The following is a 24,087-nucleotide window of genomic DNA, read 5'->3' as shown; positions in this document are numbered from 1 at the left end:
GGATCCCGACAAGGCGAACGATAACGCAACGGTTGCCCACAGGTCGAATCGGGGAGATATGTTTCGGACCCTGTCACCGTCCGATCCCGGGAGTCGAGAGATGCGTGAAGAAGGTCGTCTCAACGTGCAGTTGCTGAAGTTCGTCCTGACCCTGTTCGCCGCTTGGGGCGCGCTGTCCGCGGATTCGCTGGCCGCGCAGGGCCCGTTCGAGCCGATGGACGTGTTCGAACTCGAATACGCCGCGGACCCCCGGATTTCTCCTGACGGCAGTCAGGTCATCTACGTCCGCACGTCGATGGACATCATGCGGGACACGAAGAAGTCCGAGTTGTGGATCATGAACGCCGACGGGTCCGATCACCGGCGAGTGGGTGTGGGCGGGTCGCCGCGGTGGTCGCCGGACGGAAGCCGCATCGCGTACACGGACGACGGCCAGATCCACGTGCGCTGGATGGATACGGGTGAGGACGCGACGCTCACGCAGCTCCTTGAATCGCCCCGCGGGCTCCGCTGGTCGCCGGACGGGCGCCATATCGCGTTCAACAAGCTCGTTCCCTATCCGCCGCCGAGCCTCGCCCCGCCGCCGAAGCCGCCCGCCGGGGCGGAGTGGGCCGATCCTCCCATCATGGAGGACCGCTTCAAGAACCGGCAGGACGGCGTCGGCTATCTCGACTTCGGCTTCGATCACATCTTCATCGTTCCGGTCGAGGGCGGGACGCCGACGCAGGTCACGTCGGGCGATTTCCAGCACCAGAGCCCCGCCGCCTGGACCCCCGACGGCCGGCACCTCGTCTTCTCGTCGAACCGGAACGTGGACTGGATCCACGATTACCGAAACTCCGAACTCTACATCGTCTCGGTCGCGACCGGCGACGTGCGCCCCCTCACGGACCGCCCCGGGCCCGACCGGAGTCCGGCCGTCTCTCCCGACGGACGGCAGATCGCGTTCGTCGGCTACGAGGACCGCACCCGCACCTACCAGGTGAGCCAGCTGCAGGTGATGAACCTGGATGGGAGCGGGCAGCGCGTCCTCACGGGCGACCTCGACCGCAGCGTATCGAACCCGGTGTGGGCTTCCGACGGGAGCGGGATCTACTTCCAGTACGACGACGAGGGGAACTCGAAGGTCGGCTTCGCCACGCTTGCCGGCGATCTCGAGGTGCTGGCGGAGGACCTGGGAGGCACGTCCTACGGGCGTCCCTACGGCGGCGGCTCCTTCAGCGTGGCCAACGACGGAAGTTTCGCGCTCAACCAGACGCGTCCCGAATCCCCGGGCGAGGTCGCCGTAGGCTCGAGAGGTGGAGATGTGCGCCGCATCACGTCGCTCAACGAGGATCTGCTCGCGAACCGTCAACTGGGCGAGGTCGAGGAGATCTGGTGGGACTCGTCCTTCGACGGCCGTCCGGTCCAGGGGTGGATCGTGAAGCCGCCCGATTTCGATCCGGACCGGCGCTATCCCCTCATCCTCGAAATTCATGGCGGACCCGTCTCGAACTACGGGGACCGCTTCTCGGCGGAGATGCAGCTTCTCGCCGCGGCCGGCTACGTCGTCCTCTACGCGAACCCCCGCGGTAGCACGAGCTACGGCGAGGAGTTCGCGGACCTCCTCTATCACAACTATCCGGGGCAGGATTACGACGATCTCATCTCCGGGGTCGATGCCGTGATCGAGCATGGGTACATCGACGAGGACAACCTCTTCGTCACCGGAGGGAGCGCCGGCGGCATCATGACGGCCTGGATCGTCGGCAAGACGGACCGCTTCCGCGCTGCGGTGTCCCAGAAACCCGTCGTCAACTGGATCAGCAAGACGCTCACCGCGGACAACTGGTACGGCTACTACCACAGCCGCTACGAGGGGCTCCCGTGGGAGAACCCGGACGCGTACTGGGAATTCTCCCCGATTTCCCTGGTGGGGAACGTGACGACGCCCACGATGATCATCACGGGGGAGGAGGATCTGCGGACGCCGCTCTCGGAGTCGTACCAGATGTTCCACGCGCTGAAGCTGCGCGGGATCGACACGGCGGTGATCCGGCTGCCGGGGGCCTCGCACGACATGAGCCGCCGCCCGAGCCAGCTCATGGCCAAGATCGCGAACATCGTGGCGTGGTTCGACAAGTACCGCATGATGCCGACGACGAGCTGACCCCTCGGGCCGCTCGCCGGACCCAGACTTGACCCCTCGAACCCGGGAGATCCACCCATGACCGACTCCGGTCGGCCGCTGGCGGGCGTGCGCGTGGTCGCGCTCGAGCAATACATGTCCGCCCCCTACTGCTCGCTGCTGCTCGCGGACGCGGGGGCCGAGGTCATCAAGATCGAGCGCCCGGGCGCGGGGGATCCGCGCCGGTCCATCCCTCCGTTCGTCGAGCGGAACGGCATCCGCATGGGCGTCGGGTTCATGGCCTACAACCGGAACAAGAAATCGCTCGCGCTCAACCTCAAGAGCGACGAGGGACGCGACCTCTACCGGTCGCTGGTGGTGAAGTCCGATGTCGTGGTCGAGAACCTGCGGCCGGGGTCCGTCGACCGGATGGGTCTAGGCTACGAGGCGCTCTCGGAACTGAACCCTGGACTGATCTACGCGGCGGTGTCGGGCTTCGGACGGCTGCCGGGGCGGGAGGGGCCGTACGGGGACTGGCCCTCGTTCGACGTGGTGGCGGAGGCGATGGGGGGCGTCATGCACATGATCGGCTTCGCCGACAAGCCGCCGTCGCCCTCGATTTACGGGATGCCGGATCTCTACGCCGGGCTCGCCGCGGCGCACGGCGTGACGATGGCGCTCTACCGGCGCACGGCGACGGGGAAGGGCCAGTTCGTGGACTCCGCCATGTACGACGGCGTGCTGTCGCTGAACGAGCGCATGGTCTCGCTCGCGGCCAACACCGGGGCTCGGCCGAGGCGAGGCGATCCGCCCGGCTTCTATCCGCGCGGGCCGATGCCGGTGAGCGACGGATACGTGGCCTTCACGATCCCCGATGACATCATGTGGCGCCGCTTCTGCCGCATGCTGGAACGCCCCGACCTGCTGGAGGATCCGCGCCTGGCCTCTCCGGACCTGCGCACCGAACACCGCGCGCTCCTCGATGAGGTCGTCCGGCCCGTATTCGCCGAACTGACCCGCGACGAGGCCGTCCGGCGTCTCCAGGAGGTGGGCGTCCCCGCCGGTCCCGTGCAGACCTCCGAGGATCTGCTCGAGTGTCCCCAACTCGAGGCGCGCGGGGTGCGTGTCACGGTGGACTACGACGGACTCGGGGAACTCCAGTTCGTCCGCACTCCGCTCCTCACCTCCGATGCCCCCGACGTCCCACTGAACCCGGCCCCGACCCTGGGCCGCGACACCCGACAGGTCCTGACCGACGTGCTCGAACTCTCCGAAGCGGAAGTCTCGCGTTTGGCTGCGGTGTCCGTGATCGGCACGAATCAGGGACACGAGTAGTACGAATTGGGAACATTCCCGCGGGAACGTCCAGAGCCGCGCGCCCGCGCGGCGCTAGCGGACCAGGTGCAGTTCGGTCTGCCGCCGGAGCACCCAGCGGATCTCGCCGTCCGGCGTGATCTCCGCTTCCTCCTCCTGCGCCATCCGCACGGGCTGACCGTCCCACTCAGGCACCGGGGTCGTGACCTGGAGTTCCGTCGAGAACCACATGCCGGGGATGACCGGCGGATCGCCGCGCCCCGGGACGCCCGTCTGGTAGTCCCAAAGGCCGATCAGCGGGCCCGCGCCGTGGCCGTGGTCCCCGATCGGGTGCGTGTACATCGTCCCGTTCAATCCCTCCGCCCGCATCTTCTCGAGGACCGTGGCGAGGATCTCGTTGCCGGTGCGGCCGACCTTCGTCTCCTCGAGCAGGATGTCCTGCAGGCGGTTCGAGTTCGCCAGCGCCTGTCGTAGACCGGCGGGGGCGTCCGTCTCGCCTTCCCGGAGGACGTAGGCCATGTGCTGCGTGTCGGTCGCGAGGCCGAGAGCGACGAGTCCGAAGTCGCAGTGGAGGACATCCCCCCGCTCGATCACCGGCGCCGTCACGCCGCTCATGTCCGCGCCGCGCCGCTGCACCGAGACCGAGGGCTGGAACCACGAGTCGAGCCCCAGGTCGTGTACGCGCTGGCGCATCCACCACACGACATCGGCGGTCGTCGTCTGCCCGGGCACGATGACGACCTCCGAGAACGCCGTGCCGATGATCTCGTGCACCACCGCCTGGATCCGGCGGTAGACCGGCGCCATCGAGGGCACGCGCATCGCGAGGTAATCGATCGCCAGCAGCGGTTCGCGGACGACGCGGCCCGCGAGGTCCGGGCCCAGAGCCGTCTCCATCTGCTCCCACTCTCCCGCCGAGAGGCCGTCCGCGAAGTTGTGGTCGTGCGAGATGTTGACGGCGATCCGCCGCGGGTCGCGCTCGCGGACCATGTCCGCGAAGAGGTCCCACTGGTCCGCGCCCCACAGTTCCGCCTGGCGTCCGTCCGGTGCGGTGGCGGTCGCGCGCACGGCTTCGTACACGCCTCCCTGCGAACTGCCTCCCAGAGCCAGGCGCTCGATGCCCGCGTCCGGCCCCCGATCGTGGAAGATGTAGATGGTCCGGCGGCGGGCCGCGAAGGTCGTGGGGGAGACGAGGGCGGGGAAGACGGGATCCTCGTTGTACTCCCGCATGGCGATGACCCACATGTCCACGCCGTGCTTTCGCATCAGCATGGGCAGGTTCGTCTCGAGCCGCTCCGTAAGCCACGCCTGCTGCGTCCGTGCCTGCTCCCGAAGCGTCCCGAACGGCCGCTCCGGCCGGTAGTCCCGCGCCTGCGCCTCCAGCGGCGTCACCGAGAGCCCGGACAGCCCGCCCAGGGTCAGCGCCATAGCCGCGACGCTCGCGATTGTCTTCATCTCGTGACCTCCGGTTATCGATGTCGATGTCGGCCGTCGCCCCATCCTCGGTCTCGAATCGCCGACATTCAAGCGCCCCCCCGAGTCCCTTCTTCCGGGGAGATCTCCCGTGTAGTCTTCAGAACCGACTGAGGACCGTCCGCTGCAGGCATGGGAGGGACACATGACCCGGAAGCTCGCAAGGCTCCCGACACTGCTGGCGCTTGCCCTGGCGCTCGCGGAGGGCGCAGACCCCCCGGCCGCTGTGGGGCAGACGCTCGCGGTCACGGGGGCGACCCTCATCGATCCGCTGGCCGAGGCGCCGCTCGAAGACGGCGTCGTCGTGATGACGGATGGGCGGATCACCGCGGTGGGTGCGGCGGGGGCCGTGGACGTGCCCGCGGGAACGTCCGTCATCGACGCGCGGGGCAAGTACGTCATTCCCGGGCTGATGGATGCGAACGTTCACCTCTACCTGAACCTCGATCTCGAGACCCTCATCAAGTACGAGGGCCACTACCACGAGATCGTGCTGGAGGCGGCGCAACTCACGCTCAAGACCGGGCAGACGACCGTCTTCGACACGTGGGGCCCGCTGGGGGCCCTGGCGAAGGCGCGCGACATGATCAACGGGGGAGAGGCGCCCGGGAGCCGGATCTACTTCGCCGGCAACATCATCGGCTTCGACGGGCCCCTCTCGGCCGACTTCCGCGCCGCGGCGGCGGCTCACGTGAGCAAGTCGTTCGTGCGCCGCACCAACGAGGCGTGGGTGCACGGGACGGGCCGCGACCTCATGTGGATGACCCCCGATTCGGTCCGCGCCGCGATCCGCGAATACACGGGCACGGGCGTCGACTTCCTCAAGTACGGGTCGAGCAGCCACGTGGAGATGTATTTCATCTCCTTCTCCGAGCGCGTGCAGCGCGCGATCGTCGAGGAAGGACACCGGGCGGGCATGACGGTCCAGACGCACACGACGTCCGTCGAAAGCCTCGACATGGCGATCGAGGCGGGAGTGGACATCATCACGCACGGGGACATCTCCGGTCCCGTCGTTCCGATTCCGATGGAGACGATGCGGAAGCTCGTCGAGCGGGACATCGCCGTCTCGGTGCTCCCGATCACGCAGCGGCGTCTGGAGGCGCTCCGGGAACACAACCCGGACGGGACGCTCACGCCCTACATGGCCGTCGGCCGTGAGAACCAGGCGCGGATGATCGCGGCGGGCGTCTCGATGCTTCTCTCGACGGACGCCGGCATCAAGCATCCGGTGCTGCTCGCGGAGTCTGCCACGATCGCTTCGGACACCGTGGACCAGCGCACGAAGCTGGGGGAGGGTCACTTCAACGCCTTGGTCGCGCTGGAGGAACTGGGGATGGAGCCGATGGAGATCCTGAGATCCGCCACGAGCCACATCGCGCGCGCCTACGAACTCGACGACGAGATCGGCTCCCTGCGGCCGGGGATGATCGCGGACCTCGTCATCCTCGATGCGAATCCGCTGGAGGCGGCCCGCAACTACCGGTCGATCCACGCCGTGATCAAGGACGGCCGGAGGGTGGACATCGACACTCTCCCCGTGGCGCCCATCGTCAGTGTCCTGAAGCCGGAAGGCTGAACCGGCCGGATACGCGAGGACCAGAGTCGTTTGTGAACCACGCTTGAGGAGACGCGTGGCTCACGGCCCCTGTCGCTGCCTGGTCCAGCGAGGATTCCCCTACGTCTGAGCCCTTGAGGCTCGGACACCGCCGATTCCGAATGAGAAGTTGCAGTCCCTCGCGATCAAGTAATATGATCCATAACGATAGATATCACACCTCAATCTATAAGCCGGATCTGGATACAACATCGGCACGCACGTGGAGCGGATGTGCGGGGGCGACCCAAAGTTGTCCGGCCGGATGCGCTACCCGCTCCTGCACCGGATGGAGGCTTCCGGGCCCATGACGAAACGCGGGCCACTCCTGCGCGCTGCCGTCCTGCTGGCTGTCGTGGGGGCGTTGTCTTGCGGCGACGACACCACGGCACCGCCTCCGGCCCCCCCTCCGCCCCCCCCTGACCCGTCCCGACCGTCAACGCTCTCCATAAGCCCGGATGCCGCCGAGCTGAATGCCCTCGGGCAGACGATCCAGTTGACCGCGACCGTGCGCGACCAGTACGGGGCGGTGATGGCCGGGGCGGCAGTCGGCTGGGCGAGCAGCGATGCGTCGGTAGCCACGGTGGACACGTCCGGTCTGGTCCGCGCGGCCGGGGACGGCACGGCGACGATCACCGCTACCTCGGGCGAAGCTTCCGCGAGTGCGTCGGTCACAGTGGAGCAGCAAGTGAGCGAGGTGACGGTGTCGCCGGCGACAGCGCTGCTGCCGGCGGTTGGCGACACGGTGCGGCTGGCGGCGACGGCGACGGACGCCAACGGCCACGCCGTGCCGGGGGCGGCGTTCACCTGGGGCTCGAGCGACGATGCGGTGGCGACGGTGGACACGTCCGGGCTGGTCCGCGCGGCCGGGGACGGCACGGCGACGATCACCGCCACATCGGGCGAAGCTTCGGGGAGCGGATCGATCACGGTGACCCAGCAGGTGACCGCGGTCACGGTATCTCCCCCGGCGGCAACGTTGCCGCCGGGCGACACGCTGCGGTTCGAGGCAAGGGCGACCGACGCCAACGGCTATGCCGTGGCAGGGGCGGTGATCACATGGGGTTCGAGCGACGATGCGGTGGCGACCGTAGACGCGTCCGGGCTGGTGCGCGCGGTGCGGAACGGGACGGCGACGATCACGGCTGCATCGGGCGCAACTTCGGGGAGCGCGTCGGTCACCGTGAAGCAACTCTCGGAGCGCGATGTGCTGGTCGCGCTATACGAGGCGACGGGCGGGACGGCCTGGGTCCGTAACGACAACTGGCTGACCGACGCTCCCCTCGGAGATTGGCACGGGGTCCAGGTAGAAGACGGTCGCGTGGCGCATCTGATCCTGTCGGCCAACAACCTGACGGGCAGGATCCCGCTGGAACTCGGCCGCCTCTCCAACCTTGTGTCGCTGGGGCTCGACAACAACAGCCTTACCGGTCCCATCGCGCCGCAGCTCGGCCGCCTCTCCCACCTGGTGTTCCTGGCGCTCGGCGGCAACGATCTGACGGGTCCCGTCCCGCCGCAACTCGGCAACCTCTCAAGCCTCGCGAGCCTGTACATTGGTCACAACGACCTGACTGGCTCGATACCTTCAGGCTTCTTGCAGCTCGAGCGGCTGAGTGCGTTCGGGTTCGAAGAAAACGCCGGTCTCTGCGCCCCCGGTACCGCTGATTTCGTCGATTGGGCGAATGGCGTGGACGATTACGCGGGACCGTTCTGCAACAGGGCGGAGATCCCTCTGCTCGAAACGCTGTATGAGGCCACCGGCGGCGAGAACTGGACGAACTCCCATGGCTGGCTCGGGGACGGCGCCGTGGAGGGATGGTACGGGATCCGGGCAGACTCCCTGGGCTTCGTGACGGCACTCGATCTGAACCGCAACGGGCTTGCGGGTCGGGTCCCGTCGACGCTCGCCGGCCTGGAGCGGATGACCAGTTTGAGTATCGGCGGCAACGCCCTGGAGGGCCGCCTGCCGCTGTCGCTGGTCGCGCTGCCGCTCCGCGAGTTCCGCTACGGGAATACCGATCTGTGCACGCCGCCCGACCAGTTCTTCCGCGCATGGCTGAGTTCCATTGCCTCGCACCACGGCACGGACGTCGAGTGCGCGCGCCTGAGGGACCGGGACATTCTCGCCCTCCTGTACCACGAGACGGGCGGGCCCGACTGGATCAACAATGCCAACTGGCTGAGCGACGCGCCCCTCGCCAGCTGGCACGGAGTTCGCGTGGAGGACGGACGCGTCGTCCGACTGGACCTCGCGGGCAACGCGCTTACGGGCGAGCTCCCGGCGGAACTCGGCAGCCTCGAAAGGCTGAGATTTCTGAACCTCGACGCCAATGACGTAGGTGGCTCGATCCCGGCGGAACTGGGTCAACTCTCCCATCTGGAGTGGCTGGCCGCCGCGTTCAACGATCTCACGGGCCCGATCCCCCCGGAGCTCGGCGAGCTTTCCCGCCTGGGTACCCTGTCGTTCCCTCTTAACAATCTCACCGGCCCGATCCCCCCGGAACTCGGCAGGCTTTCCTTCCTGCGGACCCTCGACCTCCGACAGAACCGGCTGACCGGATCGATCCCGCCGCGGCTGGGTGATCTTTCCAACCTGAGGGCCCTATGGCTGCCGAAAAACAGCCTGACGGGCCCGATTCCGCCGGAACTCGGCAACCTCGAGTACCTGAGGAACCTGATACTGAACGACAACGCCCTGACGGGCCCGATCCCGCCGGCGCTCGGGAACCTCTCGAGTCTGGAGGAACTCGACGCAACCAACAACCATCTGACAGGCCCGATCCCGCCGGAATTCGGACGACTCGCCCGCCTGAATGGGCTGCTGCTCGGGAGCAACGCCCTGACGGGCGCGCTCCCTGCCGAACTCGGGCGACTCGCCAACCTGGAGTTGCTGCTGCTGTGGGACAACGACTTGACGGGCTCGCTGCCGCCGGAAATCGGCAACCTTCGGGCGCTGGAGTTGCTGGGGCTCGCCGACAACCGCCTGGCGGGCCCGATCCCGCCGGAAATCGGCAACCTTGGGGCGCTGGAGCAAGTGAGCTTCGCCAACAACCGCTTGACGGGCGCGCTGCCGCCGGAACTGGGCAACCTCGCCCGGCTGCAATTTCTGGACCTCCCGAACAACCGCCTGACGGGCGCGCTTCCGCCCGAGTTCGGCGACCTGACCAGCCTTCAGGAGCTGGTACTGACCGGCAACGCCGGGATGACGGGACCCCTCCCCTCGAGCCTGACCACTCTCCGGAGACTGGATGCGTTGCTGGCCGGGGGAACGGGTCTGTGCACGCCCGGAGACGCAGGCTTTCAGACCTGGCTGTTGCGCGTGGCCAAGGTGCGGGTGTCCTCCTGCGCAGCCGCATCGAGCGTCTATCTGACGCAGGCCGTGCAGTCTCTGGAGTTTCCCGTCTCGCTCGTCGCGGGCGAGCCGGCGTTGCTGCGGGTGTTCGTGACCGCTTCCAACGCCACCGGCCAGAGCATCCCACTCGTGCGGGCCCGCTTCTACGTGGAAGGCGCGGAGGTGCACGTGGCGGACATCGAAGGCAAGTCCACGGCGATTCCGCGCGACCTGGACGAGGGATCGCTCGCGCAGTCGGCGAACGCCGAGATTCCGGCCGAGGTCGTGCAGCCGGGCCTTGAAATGGTCATCGAGGTCGACCCGGACGGGACGCTGGATGCCGCCCTGGATGTGGCAAGGCGGGTCCCGGAGGCGGGCCGCCTGCAGATCGACGTCCGCGCCATGCCGCGCCTCGACCTCACGATGATCCCGTTTCTGTGGAGTACGGCACCGGATTCGGCGATCATCGACATGATCGAGGGCATGGCCGCGGACCCAGAGAACCACGAGATGCTGTGGGATACCCGCACTCTGATGCCGGTCGGCGCCCTCGACGTGTACGCACACGAGCCGGTCGTGAGCACCAGCAACGACACGTACAGGCTGCTGGCCGAGACCGAGTTGATCTCGGTCATGGAGGGCGGTCGGGGTCACTACATGGGCATGATGTCCGGCGGTGGTACGGGTCCGACCGGACTGGCCTACAATTCCCGTCGCCAGAGTTTCTCGAGACCCGTTCCGCTGGCGATTGCGCACGAACTCGGACACAATTTCAGCCTGTCTCACGCGCCGTGCGGCAACCCGCTCGGCCCGGATCCTTCCTTCCCCCAGGCCGATGGATCGATCGGCGCGTGGGGGTACGACTTCCGCAACGGCGGACAGCTGGTGTCGCCGGGCGCCTTCGACCTGCTCGCGTATTGTGGACCTCACTGGATCAGCGACTACCACTTCTCCAACGCTCTGGGCTTCCGCCTGAGCGACGAAGCCGGCGGCGCGGCCGGCACGGCGACTTCCGCCGGGGCGTTGCTCCTGTGGGGCGGCGCCGCGGCGGAGGGCGCTCCGTGGCTCGAACCGGCCTTCGTGATCGACGCCCCGGCAACGCTTCCACGGTCCGGGGGCGCGTACGAACTCACGGGGCGGAGCGCCGGAGGAACCGAGCTGTTCTCACTCGCCTTCGACATGCCTGAGGTCGCCGACGGCGACGGGCGCACGTCCTTCGCCTTCGCTCTGCCCGTGCGGGACGGATGGACGGACCTCGCCAGCATCACGCTTTCCGGGCCCGGTGGGGACGTCTCGCTGGACGGGACGACCAACCGGCCGATGGCCATCCTGCGCGACCCGCGGACCGGCCAGGTTCGCGGCGTCCTGCGCGACGGGCCGTCCGCCGTGCTCGCGGCAAGCGGGCGGGCCGCACCCGGCTCACTCGGGGCTGGGCTCGACGTGTTCTTCAGTCGCGGAGTACCCGGGGCCGCAGCTTGGAGGAGATGATGCGGGCCGAGCGCCTCGAAGCAGCGTGCGGCAGGCGGTCAGCCGGACGGTGGACTCAGCCGGCCGGTAGATTCAGCCGGGCGGCCAGGTCGGCGGCGATCAGTCCTCCGTGCTCGCGGCCGTTCTCGATGAAGATCTTGTTGGCGTTGTAGCCGGCGGCGATCACGCCGGCGATGTAGACGCCGGGGGTGGTCGTCGCCATGGTGGCCGGGTCGTGCGCAGGGATCCCCGTCGCGGGGTCCGTGGGGACGCCCAGACCCTTGAGCAGGGCAGCGTCCGGCCGCCACCCCGTCATCGCCAGCACCCAGTCGTTCGGCACCTCGGTCTCGTCCCCGGTCCCTTCCTCGACGACGGTGGCCGTGCCGGGGCCGAGGCGGGCTACGCGGGACCGCCAGTGCATCGGAATCTCCGCGCTCTCGATCCGGTTCTCGATATCGGGACGCACCCACGGTTTGACGCCGCGGTCCAGAACCTCGGCGAAGTGCACCATGCGGACGCGCACGCCGTTGCGGTACAGCTCCAGCGCCGCCTCCACGGCCGAGTTTCCGCCTCCCACGACGAGCACATCCTGGTCGAAGAAGGGGAAGGGCTCCTTGTAGTAGTGGATGACGCGGCGGTGCCGGTCCTCCCCCTCGAATCCGAGCCGGTTCGGCTCCCCGAAGCCGCCCGTGGCGACGACCACGGCCCGGGAGGCGAGGCAATCCTCCCGTCCGTCACGGGCGCGGGTGTGGACGGTGAACGCGTCTTTCTCCCGCTCGATTCCCGTCACCTCCTCGTACTGTCGGACCCCGATCCCGTGGTGGGCGACGACATGCCGGTAGTAGGCGAGGGCATCGCGCCGCGTGGGTTTCGGCTCCGGAATCGTGAAGGGAACGTCCCCGATCTCCAGCCGCTCCGCCGTGGAGAAGAACGTCATGTAGGATGGATAGTGGGTCAGCGACTCGGTGATGCACCCGCGGTCGAGGATCGCATAATCCAGCCCGCACTCCTTCGCGGCGACCGCCACGGCGAGCCCGCACGGGCCGGCCCCGACGATGATCACGTCGAGTGGTTCGGACGTATCTGTGGATTCCGGGGGCACCCGCGCTCCTCCCAAGGATTCGTGAGCGCGGGATGGTAATCGCTGAGCCGGGACGTGGGAACCGGGAGGGGTGTTAGGTTCCTTCTGTCCCGGCGTCGTCTTCGGGGAAGGGATCGATGCAGACGGGCTGGCGTTCGATCAGGTCTGCTTGATCCTCCGCGCGGATCTTCTGCCACTTGCCCCATGCGTCAGGCGGCGCGCCAACGAACGTGTAGCACGGGATGGCTGGTGCGAGACCCCGAAAACCCGCAACCCAGGCTCTGGTGGCCCCTACCCGTGCCCCCCAGCCATCGTCGGTCGGGAGAAGATCCAACTGGACGTAGTCGGGCAGACCGTGCTCGGAGACACCGCCAAAGCCGGGGAGGTCGTCGAGCGTGTCGGCGTAGGCGCCCCTCGACTGTTTGTGTCGATCCTGGGCCTCGATCAGGGCTTCAAGGGCGGCCGTGCGGCCTTTCCGGGTACGCTCGAGCCAATCCTTCGTCACGACATAGGGTGCACCAACACGGACCTTGATGTCGAAGTACTTCTCGATCCATCTCCAGCATACGACCTGCACCCAATACGCTTCACGCGTCGCCTGCTCCCACTCCGACTCGTCGCCCTCGAAGATCTCGTCGTCGAGGATGAGGACTTGCCTGGGCATGCCCGGATCTCCACCCGGCCGCGGAGAACATCCGCGAGCGTTATCCGGTCCCGGTGGATACCCGAAATCGAGAGAACCCGTTGATCCGGCGGAGAAAAACAGGAGTGCGACGATGATGTCGGTCATGAGGCTCCTTCCCGCGGCGGCGGTTCAGGCTCTTCCGTTCTTCGAACGAATGCCGGAGCCGCATCGTGACAGTCGGAAACACCGCTTGATCCGGCAAGAGTCGCGCATGAGGTTGGGTGAGGTTCCCAGGTCCGGTTCCACGGGAAGCAGCAGGAGGCAGGCGATGAGCACGGTCGAGACCGCAGTCGCTCCCATTCCGTCCCCGGCGGGCGAAGGCATCGACGAAGCCGCGATCCGGCGGGCGCGCGTCGACTTCGCGGCGGTGCACCGCATCATCGTGCACGAGAACATGCACGAGGGGACGTGGAACCACTTGAGCTGCAAGGTGCCGGGGAGGCCGGGCCACCTGCTCATCTCGCCAGGGCAGACGCACTTCTCGCGCGTTACGGCCGGCAACCTCGTGGAGGTGGGGCCGGACGGGCGTCCCGTGGGCGGGCAGGGGCGGCTGAACGTGAGCGCGTGGGCGATTCACGAGCCGGTCCAGCGGGCGCGGCCCGACATCATGTGCGCGCTCCACATCCACGCTCCGTACAGCACGGCGCTCGCTTCGATCGACGGGTGGCGACTGGACGAGCGCGGGAGCCAGAACGCCGCGGTCTTCCACGGGAACTGCGCGTACTTCGGGTACGAGGGGATCGTCACCGAGGCGGACGAGGGCGAGCGCATGGTCGAGGCGCTGGGCGACAAGCGGGTCCTCTTCCTCGCGAACCACGGCGTCCTGATGGTCGGCGACACGATCGAGAAGACGATGCTGTGGCTCTACCAGCTCGAGCGCGCCTGCATGAACGAGATGCTCGCGCTCCAGACGGGCCGGAAGATCCGCCCGATCCCGGTCGAGGCCGCGCGGCACAACGCCGACATGTCCGTCGAGTCGACGGGCGAGGCCGGCTACCTCGAGGGCATGAAGGAAGTGCTGGACGCCGAAGGTCAGGACTACGCGTCCTGACCCGGCCGAGCCGGGTGCAAGGAGGCACCCGGATGAGCGGGCGGCGTACCCCCGTCAACTGCCGCCCGCGGCTTCCACCGTCACGTTCACGGTCTGAGACACACTGAGCCCGAAGCGGTCCGTGGCCGTGACCGTCACCGTCGTCGTCCCCTCCGACACGCCGCCCAACCACCACGTTTCCTGCTTGAGCCCCGTCAACCCGGTTCTGGCGATCCTCGAGTCCGCGCTCTCGACCGCAAATGAGAGGCCATCGCCGTAATCCAGGTCCGGGTCCGTGAAATAGTCTCGGAGCCGCCCCGCTCCGGTCTCCTCATCCACGGCGACTGTCTGATCGGGGATCGTTGCCTTGATTTCCGGCGGGCTGTTGGTCCGATCAATGGCTTCGACATCGAACGCGAGCGTAGCCGACATGCCGTCGGGGTCGGTTGCCGTGACCGTTACCGCAGCGTTTCCTGCGGACACGGCCTCCACGCGCAGGACGACGGGGAAAAATGGGAGTTGGAGTATTTCGGCAGTGACGCTGGCGGGATTGGAACTGGTCGCCCTGTATCGGAGGTAATCGTCGTCAGGATCGCTGAAGTGATCCTGGATGATGGCCCCATCGGACAGGCCGACCATGATCGTCAGGTCGGATACCTGTTCTGTCACCACCGGCGCCCGATTTGGCGGAGCTTCCTCGACCGTGACGCCAAAGTCCTGTGAGGCGCTCAAGCCCCCGCCATCGGTCGCCTGCACGGTCACGGTGGCTGTCCCCTGCATTACTCCGTCCACAACGAGCCAGTTGCCGGAGAGCTTCACCGTGGCCACGCCGTCGTCGGAACTCGAGACGCCGTAGACGAGCGAACCCCCATCCGGGTCTCTGAAGTGGAGGCTGAGCAACACCCCCCCGTTCTCGTTCTCCTCAAGGATCTGCGCCGGGATCGCCTGGGTGACGACGGGGGCCTGGTTCGGCCTGACCGTAACATCGAAGCTCTGCGCCACGCTGAGCCCCCCGCCATCCGTCGCCCGCACCGTCACGGTGGCCGACCCTTCGCTCGTCGCGCTCACCACGACATCGCTGCCGGAGGTCTCCGCCGTGGCTACGTCGTCATCGGAGCTCGAGGCTCCGTAGACAAGCGAACCGCCATCCGGATCACCGAAGTGACCGTTGAGATCCACCGTGAAGCTCTCGTAATCGAGAACGGTTTGTCCCGGAATTGCGTGTGTCACGACCGGGGCCTGGTTCGGCGGGGGCGGCTCGCTGACCGTAACGCCGAAGCGCTGAGCGACGCTCAACCCGCCGCCGTCCGTGGCTCGCACCGTCACGGTGGCCGACCCCTCCTTCACCCCGCTGACCACGACGTCGCTGCCGGAGATCTCCGCCGTGGCCACCCCGTCATCGGAGCTCGAGGCTGCATAGGAGAGCGAGCCGCCTTCCGGGTCGCTGAAGTAGCCATCGAGATCCACCGAAACGCTCTGGTTCTCGCGGACGTCCTGTCCCGGAATCGCCCGCGTCACCACGGGGGGCCGGTTCGGCGGGGGAGGCGGGGGAGGCTGCTGTACAGTCACGGCGAAGCTGAGCGCGACGCTGAGCCCGCCGCTGTCCGTCGCCCTGACCGTAACGGTGGCGGCGCCCCGGCCGGCGCCTTCCATGGTGATCTCGGCGCCGGCGGTCGTGACGACGACCACGGCGGTGTCGGAGGAGGCGGCGTCGAAGGTGAGCGGGTCGCCGTCGGGGTCGGAGAAGGCCGCGGCCACGTCCAGCGTCGCGGTCTCGGCGAGGAAGACGGTCTGAGGTTCGACCTCGCCGACGACCAGAGGGATCCGGTTCGGCACCTGGACCTCGAAGCTCAGACTTGCTTCGCCGCCGGCCGGGTCACGGGCCGTCACGGTCACGGCGGCGGCGCCCCGGCCGGCGCCTTCCATGGTGATCTCGGCGCCGGCGGTCGTGACGACGACCACGGCGGTGTCGGAGGAGGCGGCGTCGAAGGTGAGCGGGTCGCCGTCGGGGTCGGAGAAGACCGCGGCCACGTCCAGCGACACGGTCTCGGCGAGGAAGACGGTCTGAGGTTCGACCTCGCCGACGCCCAGAGGGATCCGGTTCGGCACCTGGACCTCGAAGCTCAGACTTGCTTCGCCGCCGGCCGGGTCACGGGCCGTCACGGTCACGGCGGCGGCGCCCCGGCCGGCGCCTTCCAGGGTGACCTCGGCGCCGGCGGTCGTGACGACGACCACGGTGGTGTCGGAGGAGACGGCCTCGAAGGTGAGCGGGTCGCCGTCGGGGTCGGAGAAGACCGCGGCCACGTCCAGCGTCGCGGTCTCGGCGAGGAAGACGGTCTGAGGTTCGACCTCGCCGACGACCAGAGGGATCCGGTTCGGCACCTGGACCTCGAAGCTCAGACTTGCTTCGCCGCCGGCCGGGTCACGGGCCGTCACGGTCACGGCGGCGGCGCCCCGGCCGGCGCCTTCCATGGTGACCTCGGCGCCGGCGGTCGTGACGACGACCACGGCCGTGTCGGAGGAGGCGGCCTCGAAGGTGAGCGGGTCGCCGTCGGGATCGGCGAAGACCGCGGCCACGTCCAGCGTCGCGGTCTCGGCGAGGAAGACGGTCTGCGGCTCGACCTCGCCGACGACCAGAGGGATCCGGTTCGGCACCTGGACCTCGAAGCTCAGACTTGCTTCGCCGCCGGCCGGGTCACGGGCCGTCACGGTCACGGCGGCGGCGCCCCGGCCGGCGCCTTCCAGGGTGACCTCGGCGCCGGCGGTCGTGACGACGACCACGGCCGTGTCGGAGGAGGCGGCCTCGAAGGTGAGCGGATCGCCGTCGGGGTCGGCAAAGGCCGCGGACACGTCCACCGTCACGGTCTCCTCGAGGAATACCGTCTGCGGAGGGATCGTGCCGGCCGCGACCGGGGCCCGATTCGGCGCGTCTCCCGGACCGACAAGATCGGTGCCGTCCTCGCCGCACGCCCAACCCCAGCCGCTCGACCCGACAGCGGCGAACACGGCGATCCGGCGCATACGCACCAGGCGACGAAGGCGCGCGCCGGATGACTCGGAGAAGTCCGCATGCCAGCCGACGGAAGAACCGCGTGGCAATGACATGGGCATCCCTCCTCTTCACCGTGCCGCAGCATCGGGACCGCAGATGATACGCCGCGTGAAGAGTGGCTCGCCCCTATAATTCTGGAGGTGTGCGTGTTTCGTCGGGTGCCGAACCAGCGCCCCGGTCGGGAGCCGCGGCAGCCGGGTGACGGGGTCGCTCAATGAACATGAGCCAAGGCCCGCCGAGCGATGTGGTCGCCGATCGCGAGGCAGGCGGTGGCGGCGGGGGAGGGGGCGTTGAGCACGTTCACGACGCCGGGCGCCTCCCGAATCACGAAGTCGTGGACGAGGGCGCCATCCGTGTTCACGGCCTGCGCGCGGATGCCGGAGCGCCAACTCTCGAGGTCGCGCACTTCGAGTTCGGGCAGCATGGCACGCGCCTTCCGCACGACGGATCGCCGGTCCAGCGAGCGCCACTGTTCCTCGACGGCCGTGCGCCAGTGGTTCTGCGCGAGACGCCGGAAACCGCGGTAGCTCAGCGCCTCCAGCGCGTCGGGAAGGCGCCCCGAGAGGCGGCCGTACGCCTCCCGGCCCCAGGCCCAGACCGCGTTCGGACCGAGTTCCACGCGCCCGGCCACGTTGCGCGTGAAGTGGACGCCCAGGTGGGGGAGCCGGGGGTCCGGAACCGGGTAGATATGGCCCCGCACGAGCCCGGCGGCGGTTTCGGAGAGGCCCCGGTACTCGCCCCGGAAGGGCAGGACCTTGAGATCGGGCTCGTGCCCGAGGAGCCGCATCACGCGGTCGACGTGCAGCCCGGCGCAGTTGATGACGACTCTGGCCGTGACGTCGCCCGGCGGGCCGGCGAGCACGGTAAGGTGCCCGGAGCGGCGGGCTTCCCGCACCTCGAAGCCGGTGCGGATGGGGTGGCCCGCGCGGGAAAGATCCGCCGCGAAGGCTCGCGCCACGTCGCCGAAGTCGACCGCCCCGGTGGCGGGTACGTGGAGCGCCTCGACGCCGCGCGCGTGCGGTTCGATCTCCGCGATTCCGCCGGGGCCGATCCGCAGCATCGCGACGCCGTTCGCCGTCCCGCGCCGCTCGAGTTCGGCGAGGGCGGTGAGCTGATCCCGTGATGTAGCGACGACAATCTTGCCGGTGCGCGTGGTCGGGATGCCTCGCTCGGCGCAGTAGCGAAACAGCCGCTCGGCGCCCTCGGCGCACAGCCGCGCCTTGAGCGACCCGGGCGCGTAGTACAGCCCGGCGTGGATGACGCCGCTGTTGCGGCCCGTCTGGTGCGCCGCGACCTCCGGCTCCTTCTCGAGCACGGTGAGAGAAAGGTCCGGCCGGGTCCGGCGGAGGGCGTCGGCCGTGGCGAGCCCGACGATCCCGCCCCCGACGACGGCGATGTCGAGCGGTTTCGTCATCTACTCCCGGCTGCCGCCGGCGTCAGCCTCCGCTCCGACCACGCACTCGGGGGTCTCGCCGCGGACCCAGGCGGCGAGCATCTGCCATTCGGGGTCGTCCGTCGAGTCCCAGCGGCGGGGGCCGCCGTGGAAGTAGTCGCCGCCCGCCGCGGGGGCGAGGGGGTGCGTGAGGAGCCGGCTCATCATCGGCTCGCCCGGCTCCACGTAGCGGCGGGTGATCGCGAAGTTGCCGCGCGATTCCTCCTGGTTCCAGAAGTCGCGCCCCTCGGGGATGTGCCGCGCGAAGCCGCGCACGCCCGTCTCGTGACAGTGGATGCACTCCACGTCGCCCGGGCGCTTGTCGAGGTACATCCTCTGGACGCAGTCGCGGAAGAAGTCGAAGTCGAGCCGCGGCGGGGCAGGGCGCTCCACCGGATCGGCCGCCGCGACCCAGTCGGCCATCGCCTGCCATTCCGGGTCGGATTTCGACTCGAAGAACTTTCCGCCCACATGGAGCGCCGCGCCGCCGGCCGGTACCGTGAGCGCCTTCCTCAGAAGCCGGCTGCGGTCCGGGTCCCCCGGCGTGACGAGGCGGGACACGACCTCGAAGTTCCGTCGGGAGTCCTCCTCCGACCAGTACACCTCGCCGCCCGCCGTCTCGCGAAGCCGCTGAAGCCGCAGCGGCGTGCCCTGCGCGGCGTGGCAGGTGACGCAGGGCGCCCGCCCCGGCCCCCACCCGCCGCGATCGGCGATGAAGATGGGCTCGATGGTCTCGCGGTAGCGCTCGAAGTCGAGCGGCTGCTGGCCCGCGACCCCGCCGGTCCCGGAAGCCGCCGCCAGCAACGCGAGCGCGAGTACGGTGGACGGCCGCAGCGCGCCCAAAGGACGGCGCGAAGGTCGCGGCGCGCAGCTCACGGGAACACCACGGTCTTGTTGCGCTTCGGCGTCTGGCCGACGGGGATGCGGGCGATCTCCTTCATCTCCTGCGTGTCCACCACCGACACGTCGTTCGAGCCCGCGTTCGCCACGTAGAGGTAGCGGCTGTCCGGGGTCATCGTGAGCCAGTCGGGGATGTGGCCGACCTCGACCCCGCCCAGGTACTCGAGATCCGGCAGCGACCACGCGTAGACGTGCCCGTTGGGCTTACTCGTCGACCAGAGCTGCCGTCCGTCCGGGGACACCGCGAGGCCGTGGCCCGGCGATCCCTGCAGCGCGTCGTTCGTCACCCGCGAGATCGGGAGCGAAGGCATGTCCAGCTTCTCCACGACCCTCCGCTTCTCGAAGTCGACGACGTACACGCCGTGGTAGTTCGAGATCTGGATGAAGAGGCGCTTCGTGGAGCCGTCCGGGTGCGTCTCGAACGCCATCGGGCGCACGCCGCCGTCCGCATAGCCCCCCGTCGTGCGTCCGCTGAAGTGGAGCGACCAGATCGCCTCGTCGATCGAGGTGTCGATGATCGTCAGCGTGCGTGCCCCGATCATCCCCGCCGCGACGTGCCGCCCGTCCGGCGAAATGAAGACGTTGTGCACCGTCCCCCGGGTGGGGATCGATTTCACGACCGCGCCCTTAGCGAGGTCCACGATATCGACGCAGCTGCAGTCCTGGATGATCGCGACGTACACCTTCGTGCCGTCGTTGCTGATCGCGACGTTGTGCGGGCGCCCCGACAACGGGATCCGCTCCGTGACCTCCATGACGTCCGTTGGGACGGTCTCCAGCGTGCGATCGATCTCGTTGCTGAAGTAGAGCGCGCTCCCGTCCGGAGCAGCGGCGACGCCGTGCGCCTTCGGAATCCCGTCGATCACCTGCACGACCTCGTTCGTGGCCGGATCGATGATGTGGACGTTGTCCCCCGCCGAGTTCGTCTGAACGATCTGCAGTTTCCCCTCCTGCGCCGCCACGGCGATGGCGGGGGAGAGTGCGAGGGCGAGAAGGCCCGGAACGCTGACTGCTGGAAAGTATGCGGGGCGGGGCCGGAACAGGCGTTTCATTGTGAACCTCCGAAGTTCGCGAGAACCTTCCCAACGGTACCGCCCGGCAGTCTCGCGGGTCCATACCCGACCCCCCGCGAGGCTCCGCTCAGCCGCGCGGCGGCATGGCGATGTCGGTCGCGCCCAGGAAACAGGCGAGGTCCGCGACGGCGTCGTTCAGCCCGGCCTCGAAGCGTGCGGTCGGGCGGAAGTCCGGCTCGAGATGCAGCGCCCGGATTTCGAGCACGTCGCGGTCGCGGTGGAGTTTCGGGTCGAGGCGGCCCACGAGGCGGCCCTCGTGCAGGATGGGCAGGACGTAGTAGCCGTACTTCCGCTTCGCGGCCGGGACGTAGATCTCGACGGTGTAGCTGAAATCCAGGAATTCGGCGGCGCGTTTCCGCTGCCAGAGCAGGGAGTCGAAGGGGCAGATGAGCGTCGTCCCGGCGGGCTCCGGAAGCTTGTCGATGCCGTCCAGGTGTTCGGGCAGGGCGTAGCACGGCCCCCGCAGCCCCTCGACCCCGACCTCGACGATCCGCTTCTTCCGCAGGTTGCGGGCGATGGTCCGGCGCCGCTCCGCCGCGTTGAGTTCCGGTCCGGTGAAGTAGTTGACGAGGTGCCGCTCGGGGGCGATGCCGCAGCCCGAAAGCGCGATGAGGAGCCAGCTGTCGTGGTACTCGGCGAGCGTCGCGGCGGGCCCGTCGGGATAGACCCGTTCCGCCAGGTCATAGATACAGCGGAAGTGGCGCCGCCCCGTCACCGCGACGCGTCCGTCGTGCCACAGCAGCTTGAGCGAGCGCTTGTCCTCCTTCAGGCGCCACCCGAGCGAGTCGGTCTTCTCCGTGCGTTCGGCCGGCTGCGGCTGGAAGTCGACGCTTTCCAGAGGTCCCTCGGCGCGCAGCCGCCGCAGCACCCGCCGCTTCGACGCCGTCGAGGTCGCGTATCGGTCCCACCACGCGCGTCCCGACCAACTCTCGGGAGGGAAGCGGCGCATGCGCCGCCGTCCGAGAGGGAGATGGGAGATGGGAAGGATCGAGGCTTCGTGCCCCCAGTACTCGTAGGCGAGGCGGTCCCCGTACACCCATCGGTCCACCTCCGCGCGGTCGTACGAACCGAACCGGCTCCAGAGGGTCAGGTAGTGGGCCCGATCCACGACGTTGACGCTGTCGAGCTGGAGGGCGCCCGTCCGCTGCAGGTGGCCGACGAACGCCGCGGCGTCGAGCGGGGTCGACCCGCGGGGCCCGTCGAACCCCTGCCGGTGCAGCCACAATCGGGTGGCCGCCTCCCTGGTGAACCTCGGGAGGCTCCGGCGGCTCAGCGGTTCTCGTCCCCGGCCGCGACCGCTTCCGCTCCCAGGTGCTTCCGGAACCAGGTCAGGATCCGTTCCGACACGTCCATGACGAACTTCGGCTCGCGCGGCCCGTGCGGCGTGCGCGGGTACACGACCATCTCCGTGGGCACGCCGCGCCGGTCGAGGGCGCGGTAGAACTCCTGCCCCTGCGTGAACGGCACCCTCAGATCCTGCGCACCGTGGATTACCTGCGTCGGCGTGACCACGTTCGCGATGTGGTACATGGCGGAGTGCCGCTCGTAGCGCTCGTAGTCTTCCCAGAACTCGACCCCCATGTGACCCACGAGGTAGTCCTGGATGTCCGTCGTCGTCGTCATCGAGATCAGGTTCGGGAGTCCGGCCCCCATGCTCGCCGCCACGAAACGGTCCGTCTGGGTGACGGCCCACGAGGTCATGTAGCCGCCGTAGCTCCAACCCATCAGGAGGAGGCGGTCCGGGTCCGCCACGCCCATCCCGATCACGTGGTCGACGCCCGACATGAGGTCGCGGAAGTCGCCGTAGCCCCAGTCCTGGAAGTTCGCGTAGCGGAAGTCCTTCCCGTAGCCGGTGGAGCCGCGCGGGTTCGGGCGCAGGATCGCGAAGCCCTCCTGGGCGAAATACTGGAGCATGTACGCGGACGCGCTGCCCGTGAAGCCCTGGCTGAAGACGCCTGCCGGCCCGCCGTGCACGTTCAGGATGAGCGGCACGCGCTCGCCCTCCTCGTAGCCCACGGGATAGGTGAGGAGGCCCTCGATCTCGAACCCTTCCGTCGAGGTCCAGGAGACGAGCTGCGTGCGCCCCATCTCCGGGCGCGGCACGCCGGCATGGAGGTCCGTGACCTGCGTCGGCGCGTACCCGTTCGTGGGCGAGACGAAGACGTCCCACGGCTCATCGGGGGTCTGCCAGGTGAAGGCCATGCGGCTCGCGTCGTCCGTGAGCGCGACGGAGCCGACCAGACCGTCCCCGTAGGAGATGAAGCGCAGCTCGCCGCCATCGACCGGGACCGCCAGCACGTGCCGACGCGTGCCGAGCGATTCGAGCAGAAGCAGTTCGGAGGAATCCCCGGACCAGCCGAGCACGGACGCGCTGCGGTTCGGCGTGTCGAGCCGCCTCGCCTCGCCTCCCGCGGCCGGCATGACGTACACGTCGCCGAGCCCGATCGGCTCCGGCTGATCGCCGGTCGACACGTAGGCGATCCAGGCGCCGTCCGGCGACCAGTGCGGGCTCCGCTCGATTCCCGCCCCGCCCACGAGCAGCTCGACCTCCCCGAGCCCCCCTTCACCGACCTTCGCAAGCCTTATGTTGCCCATAAACACGTCGCCCGTCCGTTCCTCGCGCTCCGTCCGTTCCTCGCGCTCCGTCCGGTCCTCGCGCTCCGTCTGTTCCTCGCGCTCCGTCCACTCATTGAAGGCCACAATCTCGGCGATCGACGCCGCGTCCGGGACTTTGGTCGTGGAAAGGTCGCCGCTCAGCCGGCCGGTGTTGATGCGGGGATCGGCTTGGTGCGCGAATACGATCCGTCCCCCGTCCGGCGCCCAGCTGAAGCCTGTGATGTGAAAGTCGCCCGCCGTGAGCCGCACCGGCGCGGCCGGCTCGTCCGACTCGGCGTCGATCGCGACGACGTACAGGTGAGAGAACTTGTAATCGCGGTCGACGAGGATGACGTCCCGCTTTTCCTCCGTCGCTTTCTTCTCCTCCTCCGTCTGCGGGTCCCGCATGAGGAAGGCGATCCGCGTCCCGTCGGGCGACCACCGGTATCCCCCCACGGATCCATCCGCCTTCGTGAGCTGCCGCGCCTCGCCGCCCGCCATCGGCAGGGCCCACACCTGGCTGCCCGCCTCGCCTTCTCCCTCGCGGCCGGATGTGAAGCTCAACCAGGCGCCGTCGGGCGAGAACTGCGGGGACCCCGCCGATGCCTCTCCGCGCGTCCACTGCGCGGTCCCCGTCCCGTCCGCGTCCGTCATCCAGATGTGACTCAGATACTCCGACTGCTGTCCTTCCATCAGCGGCTCGCGCACGACGAAGGCGATGCGGGAGCCGTCGGGGGAGATCGCGGTCCCCGAGACCCCGCGATACTGCATGCTCAGCGCAGGCGTCCACCCGGCGTCGGCCGGCGCGGCATCCGCTTGAGCCTGGACGGCCAGGGGGGCCAGGGGGAAGAACAGGATGGCGGCGAGCGCGAGCCATCTCGATCCCGGCGCCGGCGTTCGAAGGGGAAGGGATGGGGAGACAAGGCTCTGGGACCCGGACATGTTGACAC

At 68.7% G+C, this 24,087-nt stretch carries 14 protein-coding genes; 5 read left to right on the top strand and 9 right to left on the bottom strand.

The genetic code is table 11. The features are described from left to right. Positions 1-100: 100 nt before the first annotated feature. Entirely contained in the window at positions 101-2,149 is a 2,049-nt protein-coding gene (locus tag ACQY5G_RS14070; protein WP_428274982.1) for a S9 family peptidase, read from the top strand. A 57-nt stretch (positions 2,150-2,206) separates the two neighbouring features. Next, positions 2,207-3,442: a CaiB/BaiF CoA transferase family protein gene (locus ACQY5G_RS14065; RefSeq protein ID WP_428274981.1), complete on the top strand. Its 1,236-nt coding sequence runs from the start codon at positions 2,207-2,209 to the stop codon at positions 3,440-3,442. A gap of 54 nt (positions 3,443-3,496) precedes the next feature. On the opposite strand, the gene ACQY5G_RS14060 is transcribed toward ACQY5G_RS14065, so the two are convergent. Next, positions 3,497-4,876 (bottom strand): M24 family metallopeptidase, encoded by a 1,380-nt coding sequence (locus ACQY5G_RS14060; RefSeq protein WP_428274979.1) that lies wholly within the window; start codon positions 4,874-4,876, stop codon positions 3,497-3,499. 163 nt (positions 4,877-5,039) lie between these two features. Here ACQY5G_RS14060 and ACQY5G_RS14055 point away from each other — a divergent pair, with 163 nt between their 5' ends. Both ACQY5G_RS14055 and ACQY5G_RS14050 read left to right on the top strand, forming a co-directional pair. Next, a complete protein-coding gene (locus ACQY5G_RS14055) occupies positions 5,040-6,473 on the top strand; it encodes an amidohydrolase family protein (RefSeq protein ID WP_428274977.1) in 1,434 nt (477 codons plus the stop codon). A gap of 325 nt (positions 6,474-6,798) precedes the next feature. After that, complete coding sequence (locus tag ACQY5G_RS14050) at positions 6,799-11,310, top strand: Ig-like domain-containing protein (protein WP_428274975.1); 4,512 nt, start codon at positions 6,799-6,801, stop codon at positions 11,308-11,310. A 55-nt stretch (positions 11,311-11,365) separates the two neighbouring features. On the opposite strand, the gene ACQY5G_RS14045 is transcribed toward ACQY5G_RS14050, so the two are convergent. Beyond that, positions 11,366-12,391, bottom strand: a complete 1,026-nt coding sequence (locus tag ACQY5G_RS14045) for a YpdA family putative bacillithiol disulfide reductase (protein ID WP_428274973.1) — start codon at positions 12,389-12,391, stop codon at positions 11,366-11,368. A gap of 73 nt (positions 12,392-12,464) precedes the next feature. Next, the gene (locus ACQY5G_RS14040) at positions 12,465-13,160 is read right to left on the bottom strand and encodes a hypothetical protein (RefSeq protein ID WP_428274971.1); all 696 of its coding nucleotides are present in this window, start codon (positions 13,158-13,160) and stop codon (positions 12,465-12,467) included. A 163-nt stretch (positions 13,161-13,323) separates the two neighbouring features. Between ACQY5G_RS14040 and ACQY5G_RS14035 the strand changes: the two genes are divergently transcribed. Continuing rightward, complete coding sequence (locus tag ACQY5G_RS14035) at positions 13,324-14,106, top strand: class II aldolase/adducin family protein (RefSeq protein WP_428274969.1); 783 nt, start codon at positions 13,324-13,326, stop codon at positions 14,104-14,106. Between the two features lie 54 nt (positions 14,107-14,160). On the opposite strand, the gene ACQY5G_RS14030 is transcribed toward ACQY5G_RS14035, so the two are convergent. From ACQY5G_RS14030 to ACQY5G_RS14005, 6 genes are all read right to left on the bottom strand, one after another. Further along, complete coding sequence (locus ACQY5G_RS14030) at positions 14,161-17,190, bottom strand: Ig-like domain-containing protein (RefSeq protein WP_428274967.1); 3,030 nt, start codon at positions 17,188-17,190, stop codon at positions 14,161-14,163. Between the two features lie 158 nt (positions 17,191-17,348). Then, entirely contained in the window at positions 17,349-18,551 is a 1,203-nt protein-coding gene (gene lhgO, locus ACQY5G_RS14025) for an L-2-hydroxyglutarate oxidase (RefSeq protein ID WP_428274965.1), read from the bottom strand. Continuing rightward, complete coding sequence (locus ACQY5G_RS14020; RefSeq protein WP_428274963.1) at positions 18,552-19,412, bottom strand: hypothetical protein; 861 nt, start codon at positions 19,410-19,412, stop codon at positions 18,552-18,554. A 29-nt stretch (positions 19,413-19,441) separates the two neighbouring features. Next, entirely contained in the window at positions 19,442-20,521 is a 1,080-nt protein-coding gene (locus ACQY5G_RS14015; protein WP_428274961.1) for a hypothetical protein, read from the bottom strand. Positions 20,522-20,609: 88 nt separating this feature from the next. Further along, complete coding sequence (locus tag ACQY5G_RS14010; protein WP_428274959.1) at positions 20,610-21,767, bottom strand: winged helix-turn-helix domain-containing protein; 1,158 nt, start codon at positions 21,765-21,767, stop codon at positions 20,610-20,612. A gap of 44 nt (positions 21,768-21,811) precedes the next feature. Beyond that, the gene (locus ACQY5G_RS14005) at positions 21,812-24,079 is read right to left on the bottom strand and encodes a prolyl oligopeptidase family serine peptidase (protein WP_428274957.1); all 2,268 of its coding nucleotides are present in this window, start codon (positions 24,077-24,079) and stop codon (positions 21,812-21,814) included. Between the last annotated feature and the right edge of the window lie 8 nt (positions 24,080-24,087).

Origin of the sequence: Candidatus Palauibacter sp., assembly GCF_965261555.1 — a bacterium.
Classification (GTDB): Bacteria; Gemmatimonadota; Gemmatimonadetes; order Palauibacterales; family Palauibacteraceae; genus Palauibacter.
Note: the sequence above shows the minus strand (reverse complement) of the source record. Positions and strands in the feature narration are given on the sequence as shown.

Excerpts from the sequence above, each read along its gene's own strand:
- ACQY5G_RS14070 (WP_428274982.1), top strand. The coding sequence starts at position 101 with ATGCGTGAAGAAGGTCGTCTCAACGTGCAGTTGCTGAAGTTCGTCCTG.
- ACQY5G_RS14065 (WP_428274981.1), top strand. The coding sequence starts at position 2,207 with ATGACCGACTCCGGTCGGCCGCTGGCGGGCGTGCGCGTGGTCGCGCTC.
- ACQY5G_RS14060 (WP_428274979.1), bottom strand. The coding sequence starts at position 4,876 with ATGAAGACAATCGCGAGCGTCGCGGCTATGGCGCTGACCCTGGGCGGG.
- ACQY5G_RS14055 (WP_428274977.1), top strand. The coding sequence starts at position 5,040 with ATGACCCGGAAGCTCGCAAGGCTCCCGACACTGCTGGCGCTTGCCCTG.
- ACQY5G_RS14050 (WP_428274975.1), top strand. The coding sequence starts at position 6,799 with ATGACGAAACGCGGGCCACTCCTGCGCGCTGCCGTCCTGCTGGCTGTC.
- ACQY5G_RS14040 (WP_428274971.1), bottom strand. The coding sequence starts at position 13,160 with ATGACCGACATCATCGTCGCACTCCTGTTTTTCTCCGCCGGATCAACG.
- ACQY5G_RS14035 (WP_428274969.1), top strand. The coding sequence starts at position 13,324 with ATGAGCACGGTCGAGACCGCAGTCGCTCCCATTCCGTCCCCGGCGGGC.
- ACQY5G_RS14030 (WP_428274967.1), bottom strand. The coding sequence starts at position 17,190 with ATGTCATTGCCACGCGGTTCTTCCGTCGGCTGGCATGCGGACTTCTCC.
- lhgO (WP_428274965.1), bottom strand. The coding sequence starts at position 18,551 with ATGACGAAACCGCTCGACATCGCCGTCGTCGGGGGCGGGATCGTCGGG.
- ACQY5G_RS14015 (WP_428274961.1), bottom strand. The coding sequence starts at position 20,521 with ATGAAACGCCTGTTCCGGCCCCGCCCCGCATACTTTCCAGCAGTCAGC.
- ACQY5G_RS14005 (WP_428274957.1), bottom strand. The coding sequence starts at position 24,079 with ATGTCCGGGTCCCAGAGCCTTGTCTCCCCATCCCTTCCCCTTCGAACG.